Source organism: Corynebacterium sp. KPL1814 (assembly GCF_000478175.1).
Lineage (GTDB): Bacteria > Actinomycetota > Actinomycetes > Mycobacteriales > Mycobacteriaceae > Corynebacterium.
The window spans coordinates 376,336-389,037 of sequence record NZ_KI515776.1; the positions used below are offsets into that span (position 1 = coordinate 376,336).

At 62.0% G+C, this 12,702-nt stretch carries 14 protein-coding genes; 12 read left to right on the plus strand and 2 right to left on the minus strand.

From position 1 onward, the window contains the following. The first annotated feature begins 8 nt into the window (after window positions 1-8). From mshA to HMPREF1257_RS07900, 4 genes are all read left to right on the plus strand, one after another. Entirely contained in the window at window positions 9-1,274 is a 1,266-nt protein-coding gene (mshA, locus tag HMPREF1257_RS07885) for a D-inositol-3-phosphate glycosyltransferase (protein ID WP_023025090.1), read from the plus strand. 41 nt (window positions 1,275-1,315) lie between these two features. After that, window positions 1,316-2,062 (plus strand): phosphoglyceromutase, encoded by a 747-nt coding sequence (locus HMPREF1257_RS07890; RefSeq protein ID WP_023025091.1) that lies wholly within the window; start codon window positions 1,316-1,318, stop codon window positions 2,060-2,062. Window positions 2,063-2,130: 68 nt separating this feature from the next. Then, entirely contained in the window at window positions 2,131-3,393 is a 1,263-nt protein-coding gene (locus HMPREF1257_RS07895) for a sensor histidine kinase (RefSeq protein ID WP_369707602.1), read from the plus strand. Next, the gene (locus tag HMPREF1257_RS07900) at window positions 3,390-4,100 is read left to right on the plus strand and encodes a response regulator transcription factor (RefSeq protein WP_023025093.1); all 711 of its coding nucleotides are present in this window, start codon (window positions 3,390-3,392) and stop codon (window positions 4,098-4,100) included. Before HMPREF1257_RS07895 ends, HMPREF1257_RS07900 begins: the two co-directional genes overlap by 4 nt. Before the next feature lie 32 nt (window positions 4,101-4,132). On the opposite strand, the gene HMPREF1257_RS07905 is transcribed toward HMPREF1257_RS07900, so the two are convergent. Next, window positions 4,133-5,032 carry a hypothetical protein gene (locus HMPREF1257_RS07905; protein ID WP_023025094.1) on the minus strand — a complete coding sequence of 300 codons (900 nt, stop codon included), beginning with the start codon at window positions 5,030-5,032 and terminating at the stop codon, window positions 4,133-4,135. Between the two features lie 33 nt (window positions 5,033-5,065). Here HMPREF1257_RS07905 and HMPREF1257_RS07910 point away from each other — a divergent pair, with 33 nt between their 5' ends. From HMPREF1257_RS07910 to HMPREF1257_RS11940, 5 genes are all read left to right on the plus strand, one after another. Further along, window positions 5,066-5,995: a Ppx/GppA phosphatase family protein gene (locus HMPREF1257_RS07910; RefSeq protein WP_198010509.1), complete on the plus strand. Its 930-nt coding sequence runs from the start codon at window positions 5,066-5,068 to the stop codon at window positions 5,993-5,995. A gap of 9 nt (window positions 5,996-6,004) precedes the next feature. After that, entirely contained in the window at window positions 6,005-7,183 is a 1,179-nt protein-coding gene (locus HMPREF1257_RS07915) for a hypothetical protein (RefSeq protein ID WP_023025096.1), read from the plus strand. A gap of 81 nt (window positions 7,184-7,264) precedes the next feature. Further along, the gene (proC, locus tag HMPREF1257_RS07920; protein ID WP_023025097.1) at window positions 7,265-8,056 is read left to right on the plus strand and encodes a pyrroline-5-carboxylate reductase; all 792 of its coding nucleotides are present in this window, start codon (window positions 7,265-7,267) and stop codon (window positions 8,054-8,056) included. Between the two features lie 251 nt (window positions 8,057-8,307). Then, window positions 8,308-8,496 (plus strand): helix-turn-helix domain-containing protein, encoded by a 189-nt coding sequence (locus HMPREF1257_RS07925; protein ID WP_005276651.1) that lies wholly within the window; start codon window positions 8,308-8,310, stop codon window positions 8,494-8,496. Between the two features lie 275 nt (window positions 8,497-8,771). After that, complete coding sequence (locus HMPREF1257_RS11940; protein WP_003855542.1) at window positions 8,772-8,873, plus strand: 30S ribosomal protein bS22; 102 nt, start codon at window positions 8,772-8,774, stop codon at window positions 8,871-8,873. A 110-nt stretch (window positions 8,874-8,983) separates the two neighbouring features. On the opposite strand, the gene HMPREF1257_RS07930 is transcribed toward HMPREF1257_RS11940, so the two are convergent. Beyond that, window positions 8,984-10,021 (minus strand): HAD family phosphatase, encoded by a 1,038-nt coding sequence (locus HMPREF1257_RS07930; protein ID WP_023025098.1) that lies wholly within the window; start codon window positions 10,019-10,021, stop codon window positions 8,984-8,986. 97 nt (window positions 10,022-10,118) lie between these two features. Here HMPREF1257_RS07930 and HMPREF1257_RS07935 point away from each other — a divergent pair, with 97 nt between their 5' ends. The 3 genes from HMPREF1257_RS07935 (at window position 10,119) to hemC (ending at window position 12,657) form a co-directional block, all read left to right on the plus strand. Next, a complete protein-coding gene (locus HMPREF1257_RS07935) occupies window positions 10,119-10,358 on the plus strand; it encodes a glutaredoxin family protein (protein WP_023025099.1) in 240 nt (79 codons plus the stop codon). Window positions 10,359-10,434: 76 nt separating this feature from the next. Continuing rightward, window positions 10,435-11,769 (plus strand): glutamyl-tRNA reductase, encoded by a 1,335-nt coding sequence (locus tag HMPREF1257_RS07940; protein ID WP_023025100.1) that lies wholly within the window; start codon window positions 10,435-10,437, stop codon window positions 11,767-11,769. Continuing rightward, window positions 11,770-12,657, plus strand: a complete 888-nt coding sequence (gene hemC / locus HMPREF1257_RS07945) for a hydroxymethylbilane synthase (protein WP_023025101.1) — start codon at window positions 11,770-11,772, stop codon at window positions 12,655-12,657. Window positions 12,658-12,702: the final 45 nt, after the last annotated feature.

Genomic DNA, 12,702 nt, shown 5'->3' on the forward strand with positions numbered 1-12,702 from the left:
GGGTCACCATGCGCATCGCCATGATTTCTATGCATACCTCCCCCATTGAGCAGCCTGGCTCCGGGGATGCCGGCGGAATGAACGTCTACGTTTTAAATATTGCCTGCCAATTAGTCCAGCTTGGCGTCGAGGTAGATGTCTATACCCGCGCTACCCGCCCGAGCCACAAAGAAATCGTGGAAGTGGCCCCCAACCTGCGGGTGATCAACATCGTGGCCGGACCCTTTGAGGGGCTAGAAAAAGAAGATCTACCTACCCAGTTGGCAGCTTTTTCCGGCGGCGTGGTGCAATTTGCCAAGTGGCAGGGTAAAAAATATGACCTTATTCATTCCCACTATTGGCTTTCTGGCCAAGTGGGGTGGCTGCTGCGGGATCTGTGGGGCATCCCCCTCGTCCACACCGCCCACACTTTGGCCGCGGTGAAAAACGCCTACCGCACCGCCGAGGACACAGTGGAATCAGAGGCGCGGCGCATCTGCGAACAGCAATTAGTGGACAATGCAGACCTCCTCGTGGTCAATACCGATCAAGAAGCCCGCGACTTGGCCGAGCACTACGATGCCGAGCGCGATATCATTCGCGTGGTCTCCCCGGGTGCCGACGTGGGACTTTTCACCCCTGGTACCGACCGCAACACGGAGCGCTCCCGCCGCGAGCTAGGCATCCCGCTGCATACCAAGGTCGTGGCCTTTGTGGGGCGCCTGCAGAAATTCAAGGGGCCGGAGGTGCTCATCCGCACCGCCGCGGAGCTCTGCCGCCGTGAGCCCACCCGCGATTTTCGGGTGCTCATCTGCGGTGGACCATCTGGAGCCAATGCCTCACCGGAGGCGTATAGGGAACTGGCGCGGGAGTTGGGCGTCGAAAAGCGCGTGCGCTTTTTAGGCCCCCGCCCGCCCGAAGAGCTGGTGGGCGTGTACCGCGCCGCCGATATTGTGGCGGTGCCCAGCTACAACGAGTCCTTTGGCCTGGTGGCGCTCGAGGCCCAGGCTTCTGGCACGCCGGTCGTCGCTGCGGCCGTGGGTGGGTTGCCCATCGCCGTCGTCGATGGTGAGACCGGCCTGCTGGTACCGTCCCACGACCCGCAGGAGTGGGCGGATTCCTTGAGCCAGCTGCTTGATGATGACGCCCGGCGCATCGCCATGGGCGAGGCCGCCGTCGCGCATGCCGCGCGCTTTAGCTGGACCAACACGGCCCGAGAGTTGACGGAGATTTATGCCGAAGCCCAGCAGATTCCCGTGCCTGACTGCCACCAACGCCGGGCGATGGGAGATTAGCTTCACTGACGCGCCGGGCGGTTTCGTGGCATGCTGGAGGCATGACTAACGGAAAACTGATTCTTCTTCGTCACGGCCAATCCACCTGGAATGAATCCAACCAATTTACCGGTTGGGTCGATGTTGATCTGACAGAAAAGGGCGAGGCAGAGGCCAAGCGCGGCGGCGAGCTGCTCGCGCACGAAGGCATCCTGCCCAACGTGCTGTACACCTCGTTGCTGCGCCGCGCCATCCGCACCGCCAATATCGCGCTGGACGCAGCCGACCGCCACTGGATCCCGGTCATCCGCAACTGGCGCCTCAATGAGCGCCACTACGGTGCGCTGCAGGGCCTGAACAAGGCCGAAACCAAGGAAGAATATGGCGAGGACCAGTTCATGGCATGGCGCCGTTCCTATGACACGCGCCCGCCCGAGCTTGCCGATGACGCCGAGTACTCCCAGGCCAACGACCCCCGCTACGCGGACTTGGACAAGGTCCCACAGACGGAGTGCCTGAAGGACGTTGTCGAGCGCTTCGTGCCCTACTTCGAGGAAGAGATCCTGCCGCGGGCCAAGAAGGGCGAGTCCGTCATGATCGCAGCGCACGGCAACTCCCTGCGCGCGTTGGTCAAGCACCTCGATGGCATTTCCGATGATGACATCGCAGGGCTGAATATTCCGACCGGTATCCCGCTGGTCTACGAGATTGCGGAGGATGGCTCCGTGGTCAACGAGGGCGGCACCTACCTAGACCCAGAGGCCGCCGAGGCCGGGGCCGCTGCCGTCGCCGCGCAGGGTGGCAAGTAACCTACCGCTGCATATAAGTCCCTGGGGAGGTGCTCCCTGGGGACTTTCTAATGGTTAGGCTTAAAGACGTGGAATTAATTTTTGTCTTTCTCGCGGGGGTGCTCGCCTGCGCGGTGGCGCTGCCATTAATTTCCCGGGTGCGCGAGCGCATGGCACGCCGCCATCGCGCCAGCGATGCCCAGGCAAACCAGGTCACTACCGTGAGCCAAGGCCTGCATCTTGCGGTTCAAGGCTCTCCCACGGCGCTGACGGTGCTCGATAGAAATCAGGAAATCATCCTGTCCAATCCCGCGGCGCACGAGATGTCCGTGGTCCACGATCGCGCCGTCAATCCGGAGATTTGGAAGACCGCGGAGCAGGTCTTTGAGGATAAGGAAACCCGCACCGTGGACCTGGCCATCCCTAAGCGCCGCACCGGGCACCGCGTCACGCAGATCAAGGCCGTTATCAAGCCGCTGACGCTGAACGATAGCCGCTTTATCATCATCTACGGCACCGATGAGAGCGAAAACGTGCGCATGGAATCCGCGCGCCGCGATTTCGTGGCCAACGTCTCCCACGAGCTGAAAACCCCGGTGGGTGGCATCGCGCTGCTGGCAGAGGCCCTGCTCCAGGATCCAGAGGATCCAGAGCACGTGAAGTACTTCGGTACCAAAGTGCAAAAAGAGGCCAACCGCATGGCGGATATGGTCAGCGAGCTCATCTCCCTGTCCAAGCTGCAGGGTGCCGAAGCGCTACCGGAGATGGAACCGCTCTACGTAGACGATCTCATTGGCGAGGCTATTTCGCGCAACCAGCTCGCAGCAGACGCGCACTCCATTAAATTGACCCAAGGGCCTTCAGAAGGCGTGCAGGTCAACGGCGACCGTTCCCTTTTGGTAACGGCACTATCCAACCTCATTTCCAACGCGATTAATTATTCGCCGGAGGAATTGCCGGTCTCCGTCTCGCAGAAAGTGGTGGGGGATGACGTCGTGCTTATCCGGGTAACGGACCGCGGCATAGGCATCCCGCCGGAGCATCAAAAGCGCGTCTTCGAGCGCTTTTTCCGCGTTGACCAAGCCCGGTCGCGGCAGACGGGAGGCACTGGCCTAGGATTAGCAATTGTCAAACACGTGGTGGCCAACCACGGGGGCAATATCAAGCTGTGGTCGCGCCCGGGCACGGGCTCTACTTTCACCATCGAGTTGCCCCTATATAAGGAAAAGAAGCCAGCGCACGAGGCTGACTTGCAGGATAATGAAGACAAGGAATCCGTCGATGCGGCGGCTCCTGGGCTTCAGCGTGCAGTAGCACGCGTTGCAGCACGTCGAAAGGATAAAGCACAATGACCACCATTCTCATCGTGGAAGATGAAGAGTCGCTGGCCGATCCGCTGGCATTCTTACTCCGCAAGGAAGGTTTCGAGCCGATTATCGCCCTCGATGGCCCATCCGCGCTGGAGAAATTCGCCGAAAATGACATCGACATCGTGCTGCTTGATCTCATGCTGCCCGGCATGTCTGGCACCGACGTGTGCAAGCAGCTGCGCGCCACCTCCTCCGTGCCGGTCATCATGGTCACCGCGCGCGATGCGGAAATCGACAAGGTCGTGGGCCTAGAGCTGGGCGCGGATGATTACGTCACCAAACCGTATTCCTCCCGCGAGCTCATCGCCCGCATCCGCGCCGTGCTACGCCGCGGCAACGATCGGTCCTCCCGCGCGGATGCCGCGGAGAGCAGCGAGGTAGAAGACGAGCAGATCCTGTCCGGCGGCCGCGTGAAAATGGATGTGGAGCGCCACATCGTCACCGTGGCAGACGAGCCGGTGGCCATGCCACTCAAGGAGTTTGACCTGCTGGAATACCTCCTGCGCAATGCCGGGCGCGTGCTGACCCGCGGCCAGCTCATCGATCGCATTTGGGGTGCGGATTACGTGGGTGATACTAAGACGCTAGACGTGCACATCAAGCGCCTGCGCACCAAGATTGAGGAGCACCCCTCCCGCCCGAAGCACCTGGTGACGGTGCGCGGGCTGGGCTATAAATTCGAGCTCTAGCACCGGCCAGCGCTCGCGCGCCGGCCAAAACTCTAATACCAGCCGGCCTTGATGCTGGCTGGGTGCTGGGTGAGCTGTACGCCGTGCTCGGCGGCTTCTGCGCGGGCCTGGCACTGTGCGGCCAAAATATCGTAGCTTTCGCGCCCCATGAGCGCGACGAGCTCGTCTTCGTGCGATTGCCACATTGGCAGCGGATTGGCGTGGCAGGCGCTATCGGTAGAGCAGTACCAATCAAAGTCTTCGCCGCCATTGCCCCAACCGCGGCGGTCATATTCGCCGATGGTGGTGCGTAAAATCTCCTGCCCGTCGGGGCGCTCCTCGTAGTCCTCATAGCGCCGCAGTGGCAGCTGCCAGCATACTTCCGGCTTGACCACCGTCAGCTCCTCGCCGCTATCTACAGCCCACTGGTGCAGCGCGCAGCCAGTCCCCGTTTCCCAGCCGGCGCGATTGGCAAAGATGCAGGCGCCATCCACGATGGGGGTTTTCAGCGCCGGTTCGGGCTTACCGTCCTCGCCATCGAGCTCGTCCCATTCCAGCCAGGGCTCTAACTCATCGGTATTTTCTTGCGCCAGGAACTCATCTACCCCCGCTGGGCGCAGCTGCCAGTAGCGCGCGGGCATGCGGGAGACGGCATCGTAAAGCTGGTCCCGGTCTTGTTCATCGGCCATATATGCACCGTGCACGCAGCAGCCCACATCGGGCTGGCTCTTGTCGATGCCCCTGCACGCCGACGTGCCAAATTGGCAGCTGTAGTGCGATTCCACCCACGTCAGATCGATGGAAAAGACGTGGTAAGGGTCGTTTGGGTTGGTAAATTCGAACCACTCCCGCGGAAAATCTGGGGCCTCTTCGTGCCCGGCTTTAATCGATGCCGCCGCTGGCGAGCTCGCGGGAAAACCTAGGTAAACGGTGTCAGATTTTGGGCGATTCACACCTAACCACGGTAGACCTACTACGCTATGGGTGTGCGATTAGGTGTATTAGACGTCGGAAGTAATACCGTCCACCTCGTTGCGGTCGATGCCGCAATGGGGGGACGGCCTACTCCGATGAGCGATTGGAAGACCCCACTCCGGCTGGTAGAACAGCTGGATAAGAAGGGAAACATCCACGAAAAGGGCCTGAAAAAGCTCGTTTCCGCCGTGGGTGAGGCAAGTGAGCTGGGTGACAAACTCGGGTGCTCCGAATTCATCGCCTTCGCGACCTCCGCGGTCCGCTCTGCCCCTAACTCTGAAGAGGTACTCGATGAGGTGGAAAAGCAGACCGGCGTGCGCCTGCAGATCCTCTCGGGCGTGGAGGAAGCACAGCTTACCTTCCTCGCTGCCCGCCGCTGGTACGGCTGGTCCGCCGGGCGCATCACCAACTTGGACATCGGCGGTGGCTCCCTAGAGCTATCCACCGGTACCGATGAACACCCTGACCTGGCTTTCTCGCTCGATCTGGGCGCAGGGCGGCTGACCCACAACTGGTTCGATACCGATCCGCCGGAGAAAAAGAAGGTCAGTGCGCTGCGCGATTTCATCGATGCGGAGCTCGAGGATGCCGTCACGCAGATGAAGGCGATGGGTCCTGCCGGCCTGGCCGTGGGTACCTCGAAAACCTTCCGTACCCTCTCGCGCCTTACCGGCGCGGCACCCTCGTCTGCAGGGCCATACGTCAAGCGCACATTGACCGCGCCGGGCCTGCGCCAGTTGATTTCATTCATCACGCGCATGACTGCAGCAGACAGAGCGGACCTTGAGGGTGTAAGTTCGAACCGATCGCACCAAATCGTCGCCGGCGCTTTGGTTGCCGAGGCAAGCATGCGAGCTCTGGGAATCGAGAAGTTGGAAATCTGCCCATGGGCGCTGCGCGAAGGTGTTATTTTGCGCCGGACCGACAAGGGATTGGAATAGGAAGAGATCATGGCTGACGAAAAACAGTTGACCGTGGCCGAGCTGCTGGCTCGCAATAAGAAGGACCGCACGGATAAGGACGAGAAGACCTCTCGCCGCCGTCGGCGCAGCCTCGATGAAGGCGGCGTATCCGTTGCCGAGCTCACCGGTAGCCTGAAGAAGGTAAAGTCCACCCCGCCTGAGGCGAAGCACACCAACGTATCCATCGATGATGACGCCCCTGTCATCCGCGCGCCGAAGTCCAAGGACGAACAATCCGGACAGGATAAGGCTCAGCAGGCGAGCGATTCCACGGCGAAGCCGACCGGTTCCAAGCCTGCGCAAAAGCTATCCCAGCCTAAATCCACTTCCCCTAAGCCGGCCGCCGAGAAGCCTTCCGCTGGTACCCCCACCGCGTCCCCGGCCCCGAAGCAGAACGGGAAGCCGAGTGAGCCGACCGCTTCTCCCAAGCCAGCGGCGGGGTCTGCCTCGCGGCCGACGGCCAAGCCTGCCCCAGGACAGAAGGCAAACGCGCAGGCGGCAAAGAAGCCTGCGCAGTCGGAGCCAGAGGACAAGGCGAGCGCTAAGGACGCTGAGAAGAAGTCTCATCAGCCGTCCGCGGATGACACTGCGGTGATGCAGCGCATCGATAAGTCGCAGTCCTCGCAGGACAAGCGCAAGGACGCTGCTGACGCCGCTGAATCCAGCGCCAAGGAAAAGGCGGGAGCAGCTGGCGCTGCCGCCGGTGCAGGTGCTGCTGCAGCGAGCGCAGCGGGAGCGAAGGCCGACGCGAAGAACTCAGCAGGCGCCAAGGATGCTAAGGACACCAAGGACGCTGGAACCAAGGGCAAGTCTGCCGCGCCAACGCAGAAGCCTGCGGCGACCGCGAAGAAATCCGACGATACCGGCGAGCTGTCCCAGGTGCGGGACGAGGAAGTCACCGAAGAGCACGAGAAGCTCAACCCCATGTCCATCGTCATCATGGTGGTTGTGGGGATCGTCTTGGCGGTCGTCATCTTCAAGGGCTTTGAAGTGCTTTGGGATAACTTCCCGCGCGTCGTCGTGGCCATCTTGGCGCTCTGCGTGACCGCAATTATGGCCGGCGTTACGCATGCGCTGCGCACCGCCCGAGATGGCTTCTCCATGTCCCTTGCGGGCATTACCGGCCTCATATTGACCTTTGGGCCACTGCTTTTGGTTATGCTTTAAACCAGCGACTGGCTGAGAACCACCCGGCTGCTTCCTAGATGGAGGTAGCCGGGTGTCGTTATTTTTGGCATGGTGGAGACTATGACAAAGATTGCAATTTTAGGTGGAGGACAAATCGGTGAGGCTTTGACCTCGGGTCTTGTGGAATCGGGTTTTAATGCTTCCGATATCACGGTGACCAACCGCACCGCCTCCCGCGGTGAAGAACTCAAGAGCAACTATGGCGTTAACGTCTCGGCGGATAATGCCGCGGCGGTCGACGGCGCGGATTATATCTTCGCGTCCGTCAAGCCTTATGCCATCCTGGACCTGCTGAGTGAGATTAACCCGGCCAAGGACGCCGTGGTGGTCTCTATGGCCGCTGGGCTGACCCTGGAGGCCTTGCAGGCCGCCGCGGGCGAGGGCGTGCCGGTCGTGCGCGTCATGCCCAATACGCCGATGCTGGTGCGCCGCGGCATGTGCACCTGTGCTGCCGGTGAGCACGTGACCGAGGCACAGATGAACGGTGTCACGGAGCTGCTCGAGGCAGTCGGTGAGGTCGCGGTCATTCCGGAAAAGAACATCGACGCCGCCACCGCGCTGGCTGGTTCTTCCCCGGCCTACTTCTTCCTCGTGGCGGAGGCGCTTGTCGATGCCGGAGTGCAGCTCGGCCTACCCCGCGATATCGCCGAAAAGCTCGCCGCACAGGCGGCTGCCGGCGCCGGCGATATGCTGGCCAACTCAGGCCGCTCGGCGACGCAGCTGCGCGCAGGCGTAACCTCGCCAGGCGGCACCACCGCTGCGGCCGTGCGCGAGCTGGAAGAGTCCGGATTGCGTGGCGCCTTCTACCGCGCCGCCGAGGCATGCTCCGATAAGGCCAAGGAACTGGGCTAGGAGCCCGCCTAATGCGGCCCGTTCCCCGCGGTGGGGGTGTATTACCTCTTGCCACGCGGGGGACCATACGGGAGCCATGAGGCGGTTGTTACGCAGCGCTTTTGGCGGTGAACTGAACAACTGCTGTGAAAAAATTTGGCACTTGGGTCGCATTAGTCACATGTTTCACGATAGGCTGGAACGAGCACGTGCGTGAAGTCCTGTGGGAGGGGAAGCCTACAGCGCGTAACGAGCTGAAGGGTTAGATAATTATGGCAAATGAAGAAAAAGGAACCTTTCTGACGATCGCGGAGGTCGCCGAAATCATGCGCGTCTCCAAGATGACTGTCTACCGTTTGGTTCACGCAGGCGAAATGCCGGCAGTCCGCGTCGGACGCTCTTTCCGCGTTCACGAGTCTGCCGTCAACGAGTACCTCGAGGCATCCGTTTACGGAGCGTAGGGTCTCGCGCCTTCAAGGCAGCGCCCACTTCTGTTGGCCACTTTTGGTCAGCGGTGGTGGGCGCTGTCTCGTTTTACCGCGCGCTCCTTTTCCGCGGGTCCTCGCTGGGGTCACTTTTGGAGACGCGCTGGGGACTAGGTAGGATAGATCGCATTCGTGTCGGCACGCCGTGATGGCCCGCATATGTGCGGCCAAGGTGGCAAAGAGTGCACCTTTGTCGTTTCAGGCGCCGGCAGGTTCACAGTACGTACTAAAAGAAAGTGAGGACGCCTGTTATGGGTTCTGTCATCAAGAAGCGCCGCAAGCGCATGTCCAAGAAGAAGCACCGCAAGATGCTGCGCCGCACCCGCGTGCAGCGTCGTAAGTTGGGTAAGTAAACCCAACCGCCCAGGATTCCTCCGCACCGCGCTTTAGCGCGGCGGCGGAGGTTTTCTGGTTTTAGGAACGGAGCTGCGCCTATGCGGAGAGCGCTCCGCCCCGAAAGCCGTTACTTCCGGAAATAGCGCCAGCCGCCATAGGAAAAGGCGGCCGTGACAAGCGCTGGGAGGCCAAAGGCGCGGATGGCGCGGCGGATGGAGCGGTAGTCGCGGACGATCCAGCCGCGCTCCTCTGCGATGCGGCGCAGCTTGCGGTCCGGGTTGATGGCCACGGGGGTGCCCACCATGGTGAGCATGGGTATGTCATTGGCGGAGTCGGAGTAGGCGGTACACCGATCCAAATCGAGGCCCTCGATGGTAGCGAGGGCGGCCACGGCGTGCTTCTTGCCTGGGCCGTGGAGGATATCGCCCACCAAGCGGCCGGTGAATTTGCCGTCTTCTACCTCCGCGACGGTACCGAGGGCGCCGGTAAAACCGAAGCGACGCGCCAAGACCTGCGCGAGCTGGACTGGGGTAGCGGTAACCAGCCACACCTGTTGGCCGGCGGCCAGGTGCATCTCAGCGAGCTGCGTGGTGCCGGGGTACGCGCGGCGGGCGAGCGAGGCTTCGACGATTTCCTCGCAGAGATTGATGAGCTCGTCCACGCTGCGGCCTTTGACAAACTCCAACGCCTGCGCGCGGCCATCGGCAACGTCTTTTGCATTCTCCGCGCCAGAGAGGCGGAATTTTAGTTGTTTCCAGGCCACTGGGAGTATCTCAGAGATGCGGATATAGCGCCGACGGGCGAGCCCAAAGCCGAATTCCACCAAGGAGGAACCCTGAACGAGGGTATTGTCTACGTCGAAAAAGGCGGCGGCGCCGACATCGACGGGGACGTCCGGATCCTGGTCCGTAATGCGCTGGGAACCTGCGGCGTCATAAGAACCGGAGACGGAGGCGATGCCGGAGGCGAAGTCCTCGAGCTCGAGCCCAAACTCCTCCAAAGCTGCGGCAGCGGCCGCTTCACCTGCGGCGCGCTGTTCTTCCTCGCCCAAGGGGGCCAGCGCCTGATTTTCTAAGAAGTTGCGCAGATTACCGCGCGAGGCCGTCCAATTGGCCAAAAAGTCGCGGGGAGATTCGGGGAATCCGGGGGGAGGTATAGCGGACACGAGTGGGATAAACAGCTTTCGCAAACGCGGGGTGGACTAACATGTCCATAGTAAACGTTTCCCCTGTCTGCGTCCTTATGAGGAGAATCCCGCCCCTATGTCCCAGCATGTAGTCGAGCTCATGGTGCGCCCCACCTGCGGTTCCTGTAAACGGGTAAAAGAGCAGATTACCCCCGTTATCCAGGCGGCCGGTGCCCAGCTTGAAGTGCGCAACGTGGAAGATAGCCGCGAGCTCGAGATGGAATTCGGTGACCGCGTTCCCGTTGTAGTGATAGACGGAGAAGAATTCGCCTGCTGGGAAGTTGATAACGAAGAGTTGGCCGCGGAGCTGCGCTGACGATTCGGGTTCCGCGCCCATGCGGGGTAGTCTTTGGAACCATTGCGGTCAATCAAAAGGTTGAGGAGTGTGGAGCATGAGCGTGCTTGTAGTGGGAATGTCCCACCAATCGGCACCCGTGGCGTTGCTGGAAAAATTGAGCATGGACGATGTGGTGCAGCATTCCGCCTGCGGGCAGTTGGTTGACGCCGAGTCCCTTACTGAGGCGATGATCATTTCCACGTGCAACCGCCTTGAGGTCTATACGGTGACCAATTCCTTCCACACCGGAGTGCAGGACGTCATCCGGGTGCTCAAGGATGTCTCCCACGTCGATGAGGAAGAGCTGCGCAATTACCTCTACGTGCGCTATGCCGATGCTGCCGCGGAACACCTCATGTCCGTTACCTCCGGCCTGGATTCGATGGTGGTGGGCGAGCAGCAGATCATCGGCCAGGTGCGTTCCGCCTACCAGTCCGCCTCCGAGCAGGGCACGGTCGGCCCACGCATCCACGCTTTGGCGCAGTCCGCGCTGCGTGCCGGCAAGCGCGTGCACTCGGAAACGGAAATCGACAAGGCCGGCGTCTCGATGGTGACTTTCGCCTTTGACCAGGCGCTGCAGCGCCTTAATACGGAGGACCTGCAGGGCAAGTCCGCGCTCGTGCTGGGCGCCGGGGCGATGGCCTCGCTCGCGGCCACCCACGCAGGCCGGCTGGGCATCGGCGAGCTGGTGATTGCCAACCGCACCCGCGAGCGCGCCGAGCGCCTTGCCGGCCACGCTGAGGAGGCCGGGGTCCACACCCGCGTGGTGGATTTTGAGGATCGCGCCGCCGCGCTTGCCGATGTCGACCTCGCCATCTCCGCCACCGGCGCCGAGGGCTTTACCATCACCGCGTCCGACATTCCGCCCGCGCACCCGTTGATGCTCATTGATCTTTCCCTCCCACGCGATATCGATGACGCAGCAACGAAAATCGATGACGTGGACCTGGTGAATATCGAGCGCCTCAGCAAGTCCCTGTCTGCGGCAGCCACCGATGTCGCGGCCGGCACGGACCCGCACGAGCAGGCTCGCACCATTGTGGACGAGGAGCTTGCCGCCTATACCTCCGCCCAGCGCGTGCGCGATGTGGCACCGGCTGTTAGCGCCCTGCACCGCCGCGCGGCGGACCTCGTGGAGTGTGAGGCGGCCCGCCTGCAGCAAAAGCACCCGGAGCTAGAGGGCAAGCAGCTTGCCGATGTCCAAGGTGCCCTCAAGCGCGTCGCCGACAAGCTGCTGCATGAACCGACGGTGCGGGCGAAGAAGCTGGCGGCATCGGATAGCAGCTTTAGCAGCGAAAATGCCCTGCAGGAACTCTTTGGCCTGCAGCTGGAAGGCTCCGGCGTTGCCGTGGCCGTCAATGAATTGCCCACGCTGAACAAGGAGGCGTAAATGTTCCAGATTGGTACCCGAGGCTCCAAGCTCGCCACCACCCAGGCAGGACACGTCCGCGACTGGCTTATCGATGCCGGATTCGATTCCGAGCTCCACATCGTCACCACCGCGGGCGATACCAATATGGCCCCGGTCGAGCGCATCGGCGTGGGCGTATTCACCCAGGCGCTGCGTGAGGCGCTGTACCGCGGCGAATGCGATATCGCCGTGCACTCTTTCAAGGACCTTCCCACGGCCGAGGATGACCGCTTCCGCTTGGTCATTCCGCAGCGCCAGGACAGCCGCGAGGTGCTGGTCGCCCGTGACGGGATGACCTTGATGCAGCTGCCGGAAGGCGCGCGGGTGGGAACCTCAGCGCCGCGCCGCATCTCCCAGCTGGCCGCCCTGCGCCCGGACCTGGATATCCGCCCGCTGCGCGGCAATATCGATACGCGCATGTCCAAGGTGACCGACGGCGAGCTCGATGCCGTGGTGCTGGCCTATGCTGGCTTGCTGCGCGGCGGCTACGAGGACCGGGCGAGCGATATCTTCGATCCAGAATTATTCATGCCCGCCCCAGCCCAGGGTGCACTGGCCATCGAGGCCGTCGCTGGCACTGAGGCGGCCGCGGCATTAGACGCCGTTGTTGATGATCAAGCCACCTCCGCTGCCCTCGCCGAGCGCGCCGTTCTCGCCCGGCTCGAGGCCGGCTGCACCGCGCCCGTGGCCGCTACGTCCCGCTGGAACGGCGATCAATTGACGGTGCGCGGTGGCGTCTTTGCGCTGGACGGTTCCCGCCAATTGACCGCCACCGCCTCTGGCACCGCGGCGGAAGCTGCGGAGTTGGGCGCGCGGGTCTCTGATGAGCTTTTCGCCCAAGGCGCGGCCGATCTGCTAGGTCAGTAATTTCTACTTTAAGCGCTAATAATTTATGGTGTAGATACCATAGAT

Excerpts from the sequence above, each read along its gene's own strand:
- HMPREF1257_RS11940 (WP_003855542.1), top strand. The coding sequence starts at position 8,772 with ATGGGTTCTGTCATCAAGAAGCGCCGCAAGCGCATGTCCAAGAAGAAG.
- HMPREF1257_RS07935 (WP_023025099.1), top strand. The coding sequence starts at position 10,119 with ATGTCCCAGCATGTAGTCGAGCTCATGGTGCGCCCCACCTGCGGTTCC.
- hemC (WP_023025101.1), top strand. The coding sequence starts at position 11,770 with ATGTTCCAGATTGGTACCCGAGGCTCCAAGCTCGCCACCACCCAGGCA.
- HMPREF1257_RS07900 (WP_023025093.1), top strand. The coding sequence starts at position 3,390 with ATGACCACCATTCTCATCGTGGAAGATGAAGAGTCGCTGGCCGATCCG.
- HMPREF1257_RS07915 (WP_023025096.1), top strand. The coding sequence starts at position 6,005 with ATGGCTGACGAAAAACAGTTGACCGTGGCCGAGCTGCTGGCTCGCAAT.
- proC (WP_023025097.1), top strand. The coding sequence starts at position 7,265 with ATGACAAAGATTGCAATTTTAGGTGGAGGACAAATCGGTGAGGCTTTG.
- HMPREF1257_RS07890 (WP_023025091.1), top strand. The coding sequence starts at position 1,316 with ATGACTAACGGAAAACTGATTCTTCTTCGTCACGGCCAATCCACCTGG.
- HMPREF1257_RS07925 (WP_005276651.1), top strand. The coding sequence starts at position 8,308 with ATGGCAAATGAAGAAAAAGGAACCTTTCTGACGATCGCGGAGGTCGCC.
- HMPREF1257_RS07940 (WP_023025100.1), top strand. The coding sequence starts at position 10,435 with ATGAGCGTGCTTGTAGTGGGAATGTCCCACCAATCGGCACCCGTGGCG.
- mshA (WP_023025090.1), top strand. The coding sequence starts at position 9 with ATGCGCATCGCCATGATTTCTATGCATACCTCCCCCATTGAGCAGCCT.